The sequence below is a fragment of the Streptomyces sp. NBC_01283 genome (assembly GCF_041435335.1).
Taxonomy (GTDB): Bacteria; Actinomycetota; Actinomycetes; order Streptomycetales; family Streptomycetaceae; genus Streptomyces.
On record NZ_CP108430.1, the window covers coordinates 3,414,268 to 3,429,080 of the forward strand.

Sequence of the window (14,813 nt, forward strand, 5' to 3'; positions counted from 1 at the left end):
CGAATGTAAATGCGTCGCGTCAGGCTAACCGCAATCCCTGACAGCGGACCAAGCCGGTACAGACCCGGTACACAACCTCCGCGCCCGGCGGAAGTTCACTCGTCGCGGGCAGCGGGCAGATGGGGCAGCCGGTCGGCCGCGACCACACCTTCGAGGTACCCGCGAGCCCGCTCCGTACGGGGATAGGCCTCAAGGAGCTGCCAGAAGTCGGGGCCGTGACCGGGGACGAGGAGATGCGCGAGCTCGTGGACGAGGACGTAGTCGACGACGTACTCGGGCATGCCCTGCAGCCGGTGCGAAAGACGGATGCTGCCCTCCGACGGGGTGCACGAGCCCCAGCGGGTGTTCTGGTTCGTGACCCAGCGAACGGACGTGGGCCTGGCCCGACCGCCGAAGTACTGCTCGGAAAGGCGCTCGGCGCGCTCGGCGAGCTCCGCGTCGCCCAGGACGCGTTTGCTCTCCTGGGCCGCGAGCTTGTCGAGCATGACGCTGACCCAGCGCTTCTCCTCGGCCTCGGACATCCGGGCGGGGATGAGCACGACGGTGCGATCGCCCTCTCGGTACGCGGAGACCGTTCTGCGGCGGCGGGCGCTCCGCCTGACCTCGACCGCGCTCGTCCCCGAGCCGGGTGACGGCGGGCTGGTCGTGCTGCGCTGTGGGTTTCCGGCGCGGTGCAGTGGGTCGGCGGGCACGCCCCGACGTTACCCGCTGGGTATGGGGGAAGTCCCGCCTCCGGGACGGTTCGGCGGGGTATCGCTCCCCGTGCGATCGATTAGTACGACGAATACCCCCTGCCTGTGGACAACGTTCCGCGACTGTTCGCCGGGGCGGGCATTCTGGCTGATGACCGGTGATGCGGACGGGGACAGAGCCGGCGAGACACGGGGGACGAAGACCATGCATCCGATCTTGAAACCGGCGCTGCGGCGCGGCTGGCGCGATCTGAACACGATCCAGTTCGGCGTGGCGCCCGCCCATGCCCTGACGCTCGGACCGGTGGACACGGCGACGAGCAGCTTTCTCCAGCTCCTGGACGGGACGCGCGGATTGCCGCTCCTGCGTGCCGAGGGCAAGCGGATGGGCCTGCCCGGCGATCACGTGGACAAGCTGGTGCGGCGGCTGTCCAGAGCCGGGCTCCTCGATGACGCGACGGGCGGCGGTGCGGCGGCCGACGCCCTGCGCAGGAGGACATCGGCCATGGACCGGCTGCGCCCGGATCTGGCCACCCTGTCGGTCGTGACCCGCGAACCGGGTGACGGGATGCGGAGGCTGGCGGCGCGTCGCGCGATGCGGGTGCAGGTGCGGGGAGCGGGCCGGGTGGGGGCGGTGGTGGCCTCGGTCCTCTCCGGTGCCGGCGTGGGGCAGGTCGACGTGATGGAGGGAGGAGTCGTCGAGCCCTGGGACGTGGCGCCGGGCGGTCTGCCCGCCGAAGCGGTCGGCGACCGCAGGGACGCGGCAGCGCGGCGGCTCGTGCGGCAGTCGGCTCCGGACCGGCCGCCCCGCCGGGGCCGGAGGGAAGCGGGGGCGCCGGCCGAAGGGGAGCCGGGTCTCTCCCTCGTGATCATCGCCCCGCGGGACGGCCTCGCCGTTCACGCGCCCGACCCGCTCACCGCCGAGCCGCTCGTCGCATCGGGGACGCCTCATCTCTATGCGGGGGTGATCGAGGGAACCGGAGTGGTCGGGCCGCTCGTCTTGCCGGGGATGACAGCCTGCGCGAACTGTCTGGCACTGGATCGCGCCGACCGGGATCCGACCTGGCCGCGCATGCTGGCGCAGTGGCGTTCGGGACGCGCGCGCCATGTTCACGCCTGTGATCTGGCGCTGTCGACCACGGTCGCCGGCCTCGCCGCGGCGCATGCCCTGGCCTTTCTGGACGGGGCGGCACCGGCGGGCGCGGGGGTTCGCTGGGAGGCGTCCGTGCCCGGATTCGACTGGCATGCACGGCCGGTGCCACCCCATCTCACGTGCCCATGTGGGGCGGGTGAGGTGGATAACGGGGAACACCCCGCCGGGGACGAGGAGCCGCACGACACAATGGCCGGGTAACCGCCTGCGAGGGCGTGGCTGTCTGGGACTTGGAGGGGCGCATGTCTGATCTTCCCCGGAAGGCGGTAACCCGTACCGCCAAACTGGCCGCGCTGCCACTCGGCTTCGCCGGGCGGGCGACCTGGGGGCTCGGCAAGCGGATCGGGGGCAAGTCGGCGGAGATCGTCGGCCGTGAGCTGCAACAGCGCACGGCGGATCAGCTGTTCAAGGTCCTCGGCGAGCTCAAGGGCGGGGCCATGAAGTTCGGCCAGGCGCTGTCGGTCTTCGAGTCGGCGCTGCCGGAGGAGGTCGCGGGGCCCTATCGCGCCGCGCTGACGAAGCTGCAGGAAGCGGCTCCGCCGATGCCTACGCGCACCGTGCACGCCGTGCTCGCGGAGCGGCTCGGCGAGGACTGGCGCGCGCTGTTCCTGGAGTTTGAGGACAAGCCGGCCGCGGCCGCCTCGATAGGACAGGTCCACCGGGCGGTGTGGGCGGACGGGCGCGAGGTCGCGGTCAAGGTGCAGTATCCGGGGGCGGGCGAAGCGCTGCTCTCCGACCTGAACCAGCTCAGCCGGTTCGCCCGACTTCTGGGGCCGCTGATTCCGGGCATGGACATCAAGCCGCTCATCGCGGAGCTGCGCGACCGGGTCTCCGAGGAGCTCGACTACAGCCTGGAGGCCCAGGCGCAGCAGGCGCACGCCGAGGAGTTCGCGGACGATCCGGATGTCGCGGTGCCCGATGTGGTGCATCAGTGCGAGCAGGTCCTGGTGACCGAGTGGATGGACGGGATCCCCCTCTCGGACGTGATCGCGGACGGCTCCCAGGAGCAGCGCGACCGGGCGGGACAGCTCCTCGCCCGCTTCCTCTTCTCGGGTCCGGCGCGCACGGGCCTGCTGCACGCCGACCCGCATCCGGGCAACTTCCGTCTGCTGCCCGACGAGAAGGACGGCTGGCGGCTCGGGGTTCTCGACTTCGGAACGGTGGACCGGCTGCCCGGCGGGCTCCCGCCGACCATCGGCCGTTCCCTGCGGATGACGCTCGACGGCGAGGCCGACGCGGTCTACGCGATGTTGCGCGAGGAGGACTTCGTCCAGGAGTCCGTGGAGCTCGAACCGGACGCGGTGCTCGACTATCTGCTGCCGATCATCGAACCGATGCTGGTGGAGGAGTTCACCTTCACCCGCGGCTGGATGCGCGGCCAGGCCGCGCGGGTGGCCGATCCCCGCTCCCCCGCCTACCAGTTGGGCAAGCGGCTGAATCTCCCGCCGTCGTACCTGCTGATCCATCGTGTGACGTTGAGCACGATAGGGGTGCTCTGTCAGCTCGGGGCGACGGTGCGGATGCGGGACGAGCTCGAGGAGTGGCTGCCGGGCTTCCTGGAGGAGGAGTCGGAGGAGCAGGAGCCTCAGGAGGAAGACCCGGCGGCCGAGGCCTGAGGTCTGGGGGCCGGCCCTCACCACCCGGTGGACGTCACCACCAGGAGGAGTCGAGCCGGCTCTCGATTGCTCTGAGGTTCTCGCGGGCGCAGGAGTCGCAGAAGTAGTGACGGGCGCCGTTCTCCACGGAGCAGGTCCAGGTGGGCGGCGCGCCTTCGGCGACGGTGCCGCAGCGGGAGCACACGAGATTCTCGGCATTCTCGCTGCCCGCGGGCTGAGGAGTCTGCTGGTCCACCCGGCGACCATATCGTCGCTCCCGGAGGTTCGCCCGGCACAACGCACCGCGGGGGCCGGTCCGTTCGGACCGGCCCCCGCGGGCATCTTGGTGAAGCTATGTCAGCTACGCGGTTGCGCCTGACGACTCGTCACTGCATGACGGCCATGGCGAGCGCGCGCCTGGCGCGCAGCGACGCGCGCTCGGCGCGGCGCTGCATCCGGCGGGCCGCCATCACACGGGCGGCGGGGCGTTGGGCCTCGGCCTCACGCATGCGTTCGTGCATATGCGCACGAGCCAAGGCTTCTGGGATGAGTTGCATCTCGCGGGTCCTGTTCTGACGCGAGTCGTTCGCGCCGGTGGTGGTGAAGTCCGGGGTGGCGGAGCCTGCGGGCTCGGCGGTGGCTGCCTTCATCGGGGCCTGCTTCTTGGGGTCGTGCGTCAGGGGGCGATCGATTGTTCCGGCGGTGTTCATGCGGCGACCGGGTTCTTGCGCGGACGGCCACGCGGACGCTTGCGGGCAACGACCACACCCTGGACGAAGAGCTCGCCGCCCCAGACGCCCCACGGCTCACGCCGCTCCTTGGCGCCGGCCAGGCAGGCCTCCATCAGCGGGCAGGTACGGCAGAGGGACTTGGCGTACTCGACGTCGGCGGGCGACTCGGCGAAGAAGACCTCCGGGTCGTAGGCACGGCACGGGACGGGTACGCCGAGGTTCTCGATGGCGTCGTCGAGCGCGGTGAGCGCAGTGAGGGGAGTCAAGGTCGGGTCCTCCGTGGGAGCGGGCGGGGGGAGAGTCTCTGAAGGCGGTACGGACGGGGCGTGCGCTTCGAGTTGCACGGTGGTGTTTTCCTCGTCTGGTCGTGCCGGCCTGGGTCGGCCGGTTGGCGGCTGGTACCGGGTCTTGCTCGGCCCCTTCGCTCCGTCATCCCGTTTTGGGGAAAACAGAAGGGCCGCGGATCCCGGGTGGGGTTCCGCGGCCCTGAAGGCGCCGGTCTGATCGAGGATCAGACTGGATCACTCCAGGGTTCGAGCCCACGGAAGGCCCACATCGTGTGGTTCTGGTGCTGCTTCGTCTGCTTCTTGGATCCGGCACCGGCTGCGGCAAAGGCATAGGCCTGCGCCTGTGCCGTCACTACTGCTTCCGGTGCCTTGGTCGCTCGTCCGCTGCCTTCATTGACCTCACGCATCGGCTGCACGTTGAGAGCGGTGCGAGCGTTCCGCGGGAGGGACAGAGGCAGGACGGAGGACTCCGGACGGATGGCGGCGGCAGCGATGCCACCGGACAGACCGGTGCCCAGGTTCGAGAAGCCGAGCAGGCAGGAAGCGACGACCGAGCGATCGGTCATTTTCACGGTGCTGATGAAGCTCTCGTTGATGCTGATCACTGGAATCGCCTCCTCTCGGCGTCTATGGGATCGGCCGGAACCGATCCTGCGGGCTATTAAGTACAGCACGGGGCGAGGGCTTCGGAGAAGCCGCCGTTCCCGTGCTTAAGAACCTATGGGTCTTCCTTGCGCATGCGCAAACTATTTTTTCGACGAGTTTGAATCAGTTGCCATCGGCGCCCCTTACACGCTCCTCACCTGCACAGATGGCGAGGACATCAGATCCGAATCGGTTGAGCTTGCGCACGCCGACGCCCGGGATCCGGGCCAGCTCGCCCTCCTCGTCGGGCGAGGCCTCCGCGATGGCGATCAAGGTCTTGTCCGTGAACACGCAGTACGCGGGCTGTCCGAGGAGCTCCGCCTGGCCCGAACGCCACTCCCGAAGCCGTTCGTAGAGCCCTTCGTCCATGTCGGACGGGCAGTCCTCGCACCGCATCAGCTTCATCTCGCCCGCGTCGGTCAGGGACCGCCCGCAGACCCGGCACCGGGCCGGTGACCTGCCCGTCCTTCGGCGGCTCCGGCTGCCGCCGCTCTCCTCGCCGCCGGTGCCGCGCTCGACACCGCCGGGTCCGCCGCCCGCGGCACGCGCTCCGGTGCCCGCCCCCGAGCCCGGGCGCAGCCCGTCCAGGAAGCGGCTGGGCCGGCGTCCGGCGCGACCGCCCGGCGAGCGGGACAGTGCCCAGGAGAGGGAGAGGTGGAGACGGGCCCGGGTGACGCCCACGTACAGGAGGCGGCGCTCCTCCTCCACCTGCTCGTCGGTCTTGGCGTACGTGATCGGCATCATGCCCTCGGCGAGACCGACCAGGAAGACGGCGTCCCACTCCAGGCCCTTGGCGGCGTGCAGCGAGGCGAGGGTGACGCCCTCGACGGTCGGCGCGTGCTGGGCGTTGGCGCGCTCGTCGAGCTCCCCCACGAGGTCGGAGAGCGTCGCGTCGGGCTTGGCCCGCGCGAAGTCCTCGGCGAGGCGCACCAGGGCCGCCAGGGACTCCCAGCGGTCGCGGGCCGCGCCGGAGCCCGCCGGGGGCTGGGTCGTCCAGCCCTTCGTGGAGAGCACGGCCCGCACCTGCGAGGGCAGGTCGACGACGTCGTCGAGCAGGGAGTCGTTGCCCCCGAAGCGGGCCGCGCCGCGCAGGGCCGCGCCCGCCTCCCGGACCTCGGTGCGCTCGAAGAAGCGCTCGGCGCCGCGCAGCTGGTAGGCCACACCGGCGTCGGCGAGCGCCTGCTCGTAGATCTCGGACTGGGAGTTCGTGCGGAACAGGACGGCGATCTCGCTCGCCGGGGTGCCGTCGGCGATGAGGGCGCGGATGCGGCGGGCGGCACCTTCGGCCTCGGCGGGCTCGTCCGCGTACTCCGTGTAGAACGGTTCGGCTCCGGCGTCGCGCTGGGAGATCAGTTCGAGGCGGTGGTCCGCGGCGCGACCGCGGGCCTGGGAGAGCAGGCCGTTGGCGAGGTGGACGACCTGGGGCGTGGAGCGGTAGTCCCGGACGAGCTTGACGACCGTCGCCCCGGGGTGGCGGGTGCGGAAGTTCAGCAGGTGGTCGGGGGTCGCGCCGGTGAAGGAGTAGATCGTCTGGCTGGCGTCGCCGACGACGCAGAGGCTGTCGCGGTCACCGAGCCACAGCTCAAGGAGACGCTGCTGGAGCGGGCTGACGTCCTGGTACTCGTCGACCACGAAGTGCTGGTACTGGGCGCGGACCTGGTCGGCGATGTCGTGGCGGTCCTGGAGGATGCCGACGGCCAGGAGCAGGACGTCCTCGAAGTCGATGACGGAGCGGTCGCGCTTGAGATCTTCGTACGCCCCGTAGATCTGGGCGATCTCCGCCGAGTCCCGGGGGATCAGGCGGCCGGACTTCGCGGCGGCGGCCGCATAGTCCGCGGGGACGGTCTGGGTGACCTTGGACCACTCGATCTCGCTCGTCACGTCGCGCAGTTCATTGCGGTCGAGGCGGATGCGGGAGGCGGCCGCGGCGTCCGCGACGAGCTTGATCTTGCGGTCGACGATCCGCGGCAGCTGGCCGCCGACTGCTTTCGGCCAGAAGAACTGGAGCTGGCGCAGGGCGGCGGAGTGGAACGTACGCGCCTGGACCCCGGAGGCGCCGAGCTGGCGGAGGCGGCCGCGCATCTCGCCCGCCGCGCGGTTGGTGAACGTGACGGCGAGCACGCTGGCGGGCTGGAGGATTCCGGCGCGCACGCCATAGGCGATCCGGTGCGTGATCGCCCGGGTCTTGCCCGTGCCGGCGCCTGCCAGGACACACACCGGCCCGTGCAGGGCGGTGGCCACCTCGCGCTGCTCGGGGTCGAGCCCGGCGAGCACCGCGTCGGCAGAGTCCGGGACCTGCGGGAAGAGGGTGGAGTGCGTTGCTGCTGTCACCCCGCCATGCTGCCAGGTCGCCGGAGGCGCGTGAGCCCGGTTGTCCACAGGGGGGCCGGTGCGGTCGTACTAATGCGGGAATGGTGGCCGGGTCACGTACGTTCAGGTCATTGCGATGACGCACCCCGAGCAACAAAGGAGCGCGAGACACATGCCGGGCACTGTGACGATGTACAGCACCACGTGGTGCGGCTACTGCCGCCGGCTCAAGGGCCAGATGGACCGCGAGGGCATCACGTACAACGAGATCAACATTGAGCACGACCCGGATTCCGCGACCTTCGTCGAGAAGGCGAACGGCGGAAACCAGACGGTTCCCACCGTTCTCTTCCCGGACGGCTCGACGCTGACGAATCCGTCGCTGGCCCAGGTGAAGCAGAAGCTGGCCGCCTGAGCGGCGGGGCCCGATCTCCGGACGGGCCCCTAGCCGACGGTGCCCGGCTTCGGCAGGGGCTTGCCGTACCAGAGCTCGATCAGCCGGGCCGCAATCGAGATCCCGTAGGGAGGCAGGACCTCCCCGGACTCGAATGCGGCCCGCAGGTCTTCCCGGGAGAACCAGCGGGCCTCGGAGATCTCCTCGCCGTCCACGTTGATCTCGTACGTCGTGGCGCTGGCCATGAAGCCCAGCATGAGGCTGGAGGGGAACGGCCAGGGCTGGCTCGCGACGTACTCGACGTCGCCGACCGTGACACCGGCCTCCTCCCAGACCTCGCGCCGCACCGACGTCTCGATGGACTCGCCCGGCTCCACGAAGCCCGCGAGCGTCGAGAAGCGGCCCTCGGGCCAGTGCACCTGGCGGCCGAGGAGCGCACGGTCCTGGTCGTCCGTCACGAGCATGATCACGGCCGGGTCCGTACGCGGGTAGTGCTCGGCGCCGCACGCCTGGCAGCGACGGATGTGGCCGGCCGCCGCGATGACGGTGCGCTCGCCGCAGCGCGAGCAGAAGCGGTGCAGGCGCTGCCAGTTCTCCAGGGCCACGGCGTGCACCATCAGGCCCGCATCACGGGGCGACAGGAGGAGTCCCGCCTCGCGCAGACCCGCGGGGCGCGCCTGCTGGTCCATGCGGCCCGGCAGGGAGTCCTTCTGCAGGGCGAAGTAGCTGACGCCGTCGTCGTCCGTGCCCAGGAAGTAGCGGTGCGCCTCGGTGAGGGGCGCCTCGAAGGACGGGGTCATCACCAGTTCAGTGCTGCCGTCCGGCGTCTCGTCGATCAGTACCTGGCCGCCGGAGACGACGAAGACCCGTGTCGTGGGGTGGCTCCAGGCGGCGGCGAGCCAGGCCTCGTCGAGGCGGTGGTGGGCTGCGCGATCGATGCCGCTCGGTGCGGTGAGCGAGACGGGACGGTCAGCGGTGCGGTCGGTCCAGGTGGTCACAGGTGCTTCCAACTCCCCCGATGGAATGGGTGGTTCTGCAAGGTCGACAAGGCGGGGCTCAGTGTGCGTCGTGCCAGTTCTCGGCGAGATCGCCCCACAGGTAGGCCGTCGTCTCGACTCCCTTGAGGAGCAGATCGATTTCGACCTTCTCGTTCGGCGCGTGCCAGCCGTCGGACGGCACGGAGATGCCCAGGAAGAGCACGGGGGCGTCGAGCACGTCCTGGAGGTCGGCCGCCGGTCCCGAACCGCCCTCTCGGGTGAAGCGGATCGGCTGCTCGAAGGCCTGTCCCATCGCCCGTACGACGGACTGCAGGGCGGGGTGGTCGAGCGGCGTCAGGCACGGGCGCGTGGCGGCGCCGAAGGTGATCGTGTGGCTGATTCCGGCCGGCAACTGATCGCCGACCCAGGTCCGCACGGCCTCTTCGACGCGGTCCGCGTCCTGGCCCGCGACGAGCCGGAAGGAGAGCTTCAGGAAGGCGGACAACGGAACGATCGTCTTGCCGCCGGGCCCTTGGTAGCCGCCGCCGATGCCGTTGACCTCGGCGGTGGGGCGGGCCCAGATGCGCTCCAGGGTGGTGTGGCCCGCTTCTCCGTGGGTCGCGTGGGACTTGGCCGTACGCAGCCAGCGCTCCTCGTCGAAGGGCAGCTCGGCGAAGAGTTCGCGCTCGCGGTCGGTGAGTTCGGTGATGCCTTCGTAGAAGCCGGGGACGGCCACGCGCGCGTGCTCGTCGTGCAGCGCGGCGACGAGGCGGGCGGCGGCGGTCGCCGGGTTCGGGACGGCGCCACCGAAGGAGCCCGAGTGGATGTCCTGGTCGGGGCCGCGCAGCTCGATCTCGCAGTCGGCGAGGCCGCGCATGCCGGTGCAGACCGTGGGGGTGTCCTCCGCCCACATGCCGGTGTCCGAGACGATCACCGCGTCGGCCGCGATGCGCTCCTTCTGCTCCTCGATCAGCGCGCGGAAGTGCGGGGAGCCCGACTCCTCCTCGCCCTCGATCAGGAGCTTCAGGTTCACCGCGGGGGCGGTGCGGCCGGTGGCGGCGAGGTGGGCGCGGACGCCGAGTGTGTGGAAGAACACCTGGCCCTTGTCGTCGGCTGCCCCGCGCGCGTAGAGGCGGTTTCCCTGGACGACGGGCTCGAAGGGGTCCGTGTGCCAGCCGTCCTCGCGGGCCGCGGGCTGCACGTCGTGGTGGCCGTAGACGAGGACCGTGGGGGCCTGCGGGTCGCCCGAGGGCCACTCGGCGAAGACGGCGGGAGCCCCGGCCGTCTGCCAGACCTCGACGGTCGGGAAGCCGGTCTCCTTGAGCTGCGCGGCGAGCCAGTCCGCGCTGCGCCACACGTCCTGTGCATGGTCGGGCTGTGCCGACACGGACGGGATGCGCAGCCACTCGGCGAGATCGTCGAGGAAGGCGGCACGGTGGGTCTGGATGTACGTACGAACGGCGCTGACGCCACTGACGTCACTGTCAACGGACTGGCTCATGGTCACGAGCCTAGCCGCCCCCGGGAGCCGAATCGTCCGGTGGTTCGTCACCCGGTTGCCCGCCCGGTTCCTCCAGCAGGATCCGCTCGAGCTCGGCCCGGCCCGGCAGGTGCGCGGGGCGTGCGGTCTCGCCGCTGCGCACGTACAGGAACGACGCCTTCACGGACTCCGGGGGCAGATCGTGCAGCTCGGCCCAGGCCAGGCGGTAGACGGCGAGCTGGAGAGGGTCGGCGGTGCGGGTGCGGCTGGTCTTCCAGTCGACGATCTCGTACGTCACGTCGTCGCCGTCGACCTCCTTGTAGACCGCGTCGATGCGGCCGCGGACGACGCGGCCCGCGAGCGTCAGCTGGAAGGGCACCTCGACGCGGTGCGGGGAGCGGTGGGCGTACTCGGTGCGCTCGAAGGCTTCCTTGAGTGCGTCCAGGTCGCGTTCGTCGGCGATCTCGGCCTCGCCGGGGCCGCCGCCCGGCAGGTCGTCCGGGGCGAGCAGCGGGAGGCGCAGTTCCTCGAAGCGGGTCTCCACCCAGGCGTGGAAGCGGGTGCCGCGCCGGGCCGCGGGCTGCGGCGGGCGTGGCATGGGGCGCGCGAGCTCCTGCGCGAAGCCCTCCGGGTCGGCGGCGAGCCGCAGCACCTCGGACGCGGTGAGCGATGCCGGTACGGGGATGTCCCTGATCGCCTCCCGGGCGCGCAGGAGTTCGCCGGTGAGGGCGTCCAGGTCACGGTCCCAGGACGCGAGGGTGCGGGCTTCCTCCGGGGTGAGGCGGGGGTGCTCCGGGGCGGCCTCGCGCTCGTGCGGCGGGGTGACCTCCGGCGGGTGCGGACGGGCGTCGGGTGCGGGGGCCTGATGGGGCACGCGCGCGTGCCCCACGTCGCCCGGCGGACGCTCCGGGCGTTCCTGGGGCAGGGCGTCCCAGTCGTCCGGGGTGACGTCGGGGAAGTCGCCCTCTCCGTAAGGCGGCTCCTCGTCCTCCGGAGGGGGCGGCCAGTCCGGGTCCTCGGCCGGGGGCACGTCGTCGTACGCGGACGGGTGGGCCTCTTCGTGCGAGCGGGCTTCGTCCGGGTCGCCCTCCCCCGTCTCGCCCGCCGGCTCCCCCGTCAGCCGGTCCAGATGCGTGAGGACCGTCTGGGCGGCGGCCCTGCGGCGGGCCAGGGACGTGTCGTCCAGCGGGAGCGGCCACGCGTGCTCGGCGGCGCCCTCCACCAGGGCGGGGTTCTCCTCGTCCTCCTCCGGTTCGTCCGCCCAGGCCTCGATCTCCCCGTGACCCACCGCACAGTGGTCGTACAGCGCCCGGAGGAAGTCCGAGGGGCCGCGCGGCTTCTTCTGCGAAGGGCCCCACCAGTGGCCGGAGCCCAGGAGCAGCGAGCGGGGGCGGGTGAACGTGACGTAGCCGAGGCGGAGTTCCTCGGTGCGCTGGTGCTCCTTCATGTCCTCGTGGAACGCCTTCATGGACCGGGAGTCCCACGCCTCGATGTCGGGCAGGGTCGCCGCGTCCCCGCGCAGCGCGTGCGGGATGACCTTCCCCTGGGCCGTCCACTTCTCGCGGCCCTGGGTGCTGGGGAACGTCCCGGTGACCAGGCCGGGGACGGCCACGACGTCCCACTCCAGGCCCTTCGACTTGTGGGCGGTGAGCACCTTGACCGTGTTCTCGCCGCCGGGCAGGGCGTTGTCCAGGCCCTTCTCGTACTGCGCGGCCGTCCGCAGGAAGGCGAGGAAGGCCAGCAGGCTCGCCCCGCTGTCGTTCGCGGCGAAGGACGCGGCGACGTCCAGGAAGTTCGAGAGCGTCTCGCGGCGGCGGGCCGCGAGGGCGTGCGGTGACGCGGAGAGTTCGACCTCGAGGCCCGTGACGGCGAGCACCCGGTGCAGCACGTCCATCAGCGGGTCGGCCAGCGAGCGGCGCAGGTCGCGGAGTTCGGCCGCGAGGCGGGCGAAGCGCACCCTCGCCTCCGGCGAGAAGGGCAGCCCGTCGTCCGCCGTGTCCTCCTCCAGCGGCGTCTCCAGGAAGGTGTCGAGCGCGTCCGCGAGCGATATCACCTCGGAGGGGTCGACCCCCTCGACCGCTTCGGCCAGACGCCGGTCCGGGTCGTCGTCCGGGGCCGCGTGCCCATGCCGTACGAGGAGGCGTGCGCGGCGCCCCAGGAGGGCGAGGTCGCGCGGGCCGACGCGCCAGCGCGGGCCGGTCAGGAGACGCACCAGGGAAGCGTTCGCGCCCGGGTCCTGGAGCACCTCGCAGACGGCGACCAGGTCGGCGACCTCCGGGAGGTGCAGCAGTCCGGAGAGGCCGACGACCTCCACGGGGACGTCGCGGGCGACCAGCGCCCCCTGGATCTGTGCGAAGTCCGTCGCCGTGCGGCACAGGACCGCGATCTCCCCGGGGGCCTTGCCGGTGCGCACGAGGTGCGCGATCGAGTCGGCGAGCCAGTCGATCTCCTCGGCGTGCGTGCGCAGCAGGGCGCAGCGCACCATGCCGTCGCGCTCGGCACCGGGCGCGGGACGCAGGGCCTCCACGCCCGCGTGCATCGCGCGCAGCGGCTCCGCGAGGCCGTTCGCGAGGTCGAGGAGGCGGCCGCCGCTGCGGCGGTTCTCGCTGAGCGCGTGGCGGGCCGCGGGGCGTCCGTCGGCGTGCGCGAAGTGCTCGGGGAAGTCGTCCAGGTTCGCCACGGACGCGCCGCGCCAGCCGTAGATCGCCTGGCAGGGGTCGCCGACCGCCGTCACGGGGTGGCCCGTGCCGCCTCCGAAGAGGCCCGCCAGGAGGATGCGCTGGGCGACCGACGTGTCCTGGTACTCGTCGAGCAGGACGACGCGGAACTCCTCGCGCAGGATCTCGCCGACCTCCGCGCGGGCGTCGGCCAGCGTCGCGGAGAGGGCGATCTGGTCGCCGAAGTCGAGGAGGTCGCGGGAGCGCTTCGCCTCCCTGTAGCGGCCGACGAGCTCGGCCAGTTCGAGCCGGGCCGCCGCCGTCTCCGGCACCTTGCGCAGATCGGCGTTGGAGAGCTTGGCGCCCTCCAGGGCGTGCAGCAGCTCGGTGTCGTACGCGCGGAGCCTGTCGGGCCGTACGAGGTGTTCCGCGAGCTCGCTGTCGAGCGCGAGGAGGTCGCTGACGAGGTCGGGAAAGGAGCGCGTCAGCGCGGGATACGGGCCCGGTGCCTCGCGCAGCACGCGCGCGGCGAGCTGGAAGCGGGTGGCGTCGGCGAGCAGCCGGGAGGTGGGTTCGAGCCCTATGCGCAGCCCGTGGTCGGTCAGGAGGCGGCCCGCGAAGGCGTGGTACGTGGAGATGACCGGCTCGCCCGGAGGGTGGTCCGGGTCCAGCGCCTCGGGGTCGGTCACCCCGGCCTTGACGAGCGCCTGGCGCACCCGCTCGGCGAGTTCGCCCGCCGCCTTGTTCGTGAACGTCAGGCCCAGGACCTGCTCGGGGGCGACCTGACCGGTGCCGACCAGCCAGACCACGCGGGCCGCCATCACCGTCGTCTTGCCCGACCCGGCTCCGGCCACGATCACCTGCGGGGCGGGCGGCGCGGTGATGCAGGCCGTCTGCTCCGGGGTGAACGGGATGCCGAGGAGCTCTTTGAGCTGCTCGGGGTCGGTGATACGAGGTGGCACGTCAGAGAGGCTAGCGGCGGCCACTGACAAACGGGGCACGCCCGGTCGTCAGTGGCCGCTGTCACTCGTGGCGCCCCAGGGCCTTCGGGGCTCAGGGCCTTCGGGCTCAGGGCCTTCGGGCATCAGGGCTTTTCGGGGTCAGGGCTTCATGAGCTCTTCCATGTCCGCGACGTCACCCGGCGCCGGCGCCTTGACGGTGACCGACTTGCCGTAGTCGCTGAAGTTCATCGTGCCCGGGTCTTCCGAGCCCGAGGTGACGACCCTCAGGAAGTACGGCTTGCCCTCGGCGGCGACGTAGAAGGTGGTCTTCTTGCCGGACTCCTTCTTCGTGAGGACTGCCGCCTTCTTGCCGTCGACCTCGGAGTCCTTCTCGCGCTCGAGCTTCTTGAGCTCCTTCGACTGGAACATGCTGTCCGGGTCGCAGACGCCTTCCTTCTTGGCGTTCGGCGACTTGACCCACTTGCCCTTGAGGGCCGCGGCCTTGCCGCTGCCCCCCATGGCCTTCTTCCAGAACGCCTCGTCGCCCTTCATGTACTGGGCGTCGCCGGACACGAGCAGCTCGGCGGTACCGTCCGCGCCGCCGCCGATCTTGCCCGTGCAGTCACCGGACTTGCCGACCGAGAAGTCGACGTTGACCGCCTTGCCGCCCTGCTTCCCCTCGCCGGTCACGCGGAAGGAGCCCGCGCCCTTGGACGCGTCCGACGCCTTCTTGGCGATCTTGTCGGCACTCATGCCGTCGAAGGGGTCTTTCTCCTCGCTGGAGCAGCCCGTGATGCCGACGAACACGGCGGCACAGGCGACTGCCGCGGTCAGGAGCTTCCGGTTGGCTGCCATGTGTGTTTCTCCTCGAGAGACGTTGAGCTTTGCCGCGACTTTAGATGGCCTGTGAGGCTGCTATGAGCGTGGGGCGCACAGAGGTGACGTTGACCA

13 protein-coding genes are annotated in these 14,813 nt (G+C 71.3%); 3 read left to right on the forward strand and 10 right to left on the reverse strand.

Features of this window, described 5'->3' with window-relative positions:
* Window positions 1-95: 95 nt before the first annotated feature.
* On the reverse strand, window positions 96-692 hold the full coding sequence (locus tag OG302_RS15425; RefSeq protein ID WP_371527323.1) for a M48 family metallopeptidase: 597 nt from the start codon (window positions 690-692) through the stop codon (window positions 96-98).
* 205 nt (window positions 693-897) lie between these two features.
* On the opposite strand from OG302_RS15425, the gene OG302_RS15430 reads away from it, so the two are divergent.
* The gene (locus OG302_RS15430) at window positions 898-2,046 is read left to right on the forward strand and encodes a ThiF family adenylyltransferase (RefSeq protein ID WP_371527324.1); all 1,149 of its coding nucleotides are present in this window, start codon (window positions 898-900) and stop codon (window positions 2,044-2,046) included.
* Between the two features lie 41 nt (window positions 2,047-2,087).
* A complete protein-coding gene (locus tag OG302_RS15435) occupies window positions 2,088-3,461 on the forward strand; it encodes an ABC1 kinase family protein (protein WP_371527325.1) in 1,374 nt (457 codons plus the stop codon).
* A 34-nt stretch (window positions 3,462-3,495) separates the two neighbouring features.
* On the opposite strand, the gene OG302_RS15440 is transcribed toward OG302_RS15435, so the two are convergent.
* The 5 genes from OG302_RS15440 to OG302_RS15460 all read right to left on the reverse strand — a co-directional run bounded on the left by OG302_RS15440 (window position 3,496) and on the right by OG302_RS15460 (window position 7,434).
* Complete coding sequence (locus OG302_RS15440; protein ID WP_361833352.1) at window positions 3,496-3,696, reverse strand: hypothetical protein; 201 nt, start codon at window positions 3,694-3,696, stop codon at window positions 3,496-3,498.
* Window positions 3,697-3,826: 130 nt separating this feature from the next.
* On the reverse strand, window positions 3,827-4,150 hold the full coding sequence (locus tag OG302_RS15445; RefSeq protein WP_361833350.1) for a hypothetical protein: 324 nt from the start codon (window positions 4,148-4,150) through the stop codon (window positions 3,827-3,829).
* Window positions 4,147-4,515, reverse strand: a complete 369-nt coding sequence (locus OG302_RS15450) for a WhiB family transcriptional regulator (RefSeq protein ID WP_160507109.1) — start codon at window positions 4,513-4,515, stop codon at window positions 4,147-4,149. The genes OG302_RS15445 and OG302_RS15450 overlap by 4 nt, the downstream gene beginning before the upstream one ends.
* Before the next feature lie 167 nt (window positions 4,516-4,682).
* A complete protein-coding gene (locus OG302_RS15455) occupies window positions 4,683-5,063 on the reverse strand; it encodes a hypothetical protein (protein ID WP_371527326.1) in 381 nt (126 codons plus the stop codon).
* Window positions 5,064-5,226: 163 nt separating this feature from the next.
* Window positions 5,227-7,434: an ATP-dependent DNA helicase UvrD2 gene (locus OG302_RS15460; RefSeq protein ID WP_371527327.1), complete on the reverse strand. Its 2,208-nt coding sequence runs from the start codon at window positions 7,432-7,434 to the stop codon at window positions 5,227-5,229.
* A gap of 151 nt (window positions 7,435-7,585) precedes the next feature.
* Here OG302_RS15460 and OG302_RS15465 point away from each other — a divergent pair, with 151 nt between their 5' ends.
* Window positions 7,586-7,828, forward strand: coding sequence for a mycoredoxin (locus OG302_RS15465; protein WP_249587883.1), 243 nt, complete (start codon window positions 7,586-7,588; stop codon window positions 7,826-7,828).
* Between the two features lie 29 nt (window positions 7,829-7,857).
* Here OG302_RS15465 and nudC read toward each other — a convergent pair whose 3' ends face one another.
* The 4 genes from nudC to OG302_RS15485 form a co-directional block, all read right to left on the reverse strand.
* Window positions 7,858-8,805 (reverse strand): NAD(+) diphosphatase, encoded by a 948-nt coding sequence (gene nudC / locus OG302_RS15470; RefSeq protein WP_361833344.1) that lies wholly within the window; start codon window positions 8,803-8,805, stop codon window positions 7,858-7,860.
* Between the two features lie 58 nt (window positions 8,806-8,863).
* A complete protein-coding gene (locus OG302_RS15475) occupies window positions 8,864-10,285 on the reverse strand; it encodes a dipeptidase (RefSeq protein WP_371527328.1) in 1,422 nt (473 codons plus the stop codon).
* Window positions 10,286-10,295: 10 nt separating this feature from the next.
* The gene (locus OG302_RS15480) at window positions 10,296-13,883 is read right to left on the reverse strand and encodes an ATP-dependent DNA helicase (protein WP_371527329.1); all 3,588 of its coding nucleotides are present in this window, start codon (window positions 13,881-13,883) and stop codon (window positions 10,296-10,298) included.
* Between the two features lie 138 nt (window positions 13,884-14,021).
* Window positions 14,022-14,717: a hypothetical protein gene (locus tag OG302_RS15485; protein WP_371527330.1), complete on the reverse strand. Its 696-nt coding sequence runs from the start codon at window positions 14,715-14,717 to the stop codon at window positions 14,022-14,024.
* Window positions 14,718-14,813 lie beyond the last annotated feature (96 nt).

Excerpts from the sequence above, each read along its gene's own strand:
- OG302_RS15435 (WP_371527325.1), top strand. The coding sequence starts at position 2,088 with ATGTCTGATCTTCCCCGGAAGGCGGTAACCCGTACCGCCAAACTGGCC.
- OG302_RS15485 (WP_371527330.1), bottom strand. The coding sequence starts at position 14,717 with ATGGCAGCCAACCGGAAGCTCCTGACCGCGGCAGTCGCCTGTGCCGCC.
- OG302_RS15475 (WP_371527328.1), bottom strand. The coding sequence starts at position 10,285 with ATGAGCCAGTCCGTTGACAGTGACGTCAGTGGCGTCAGCGCCGTTCGT.
- OG302_RS15430 (WP_371527324.1), top strand. The coding sequence starts at position 898 with ATGCATCCGATCTTGAAACCGGCGCTGCGGCGCGGCTGGCGCGATCTG.
- OG302_RS15445 (WP_361833350.1), bottom strand. The coding sequence starts at position 4,150 with ATGAACACCGCCGGAACAATCGATCGCCCCCTGACGCACGACCCCAAG.
- OG302_RS15465 (WP_249587883.1), top strand. The coding sequence starts at position 7,586 with ATGCCGGGCACTGTGACGATGTACAGCACCACGTGGTGCGGCTACTGC.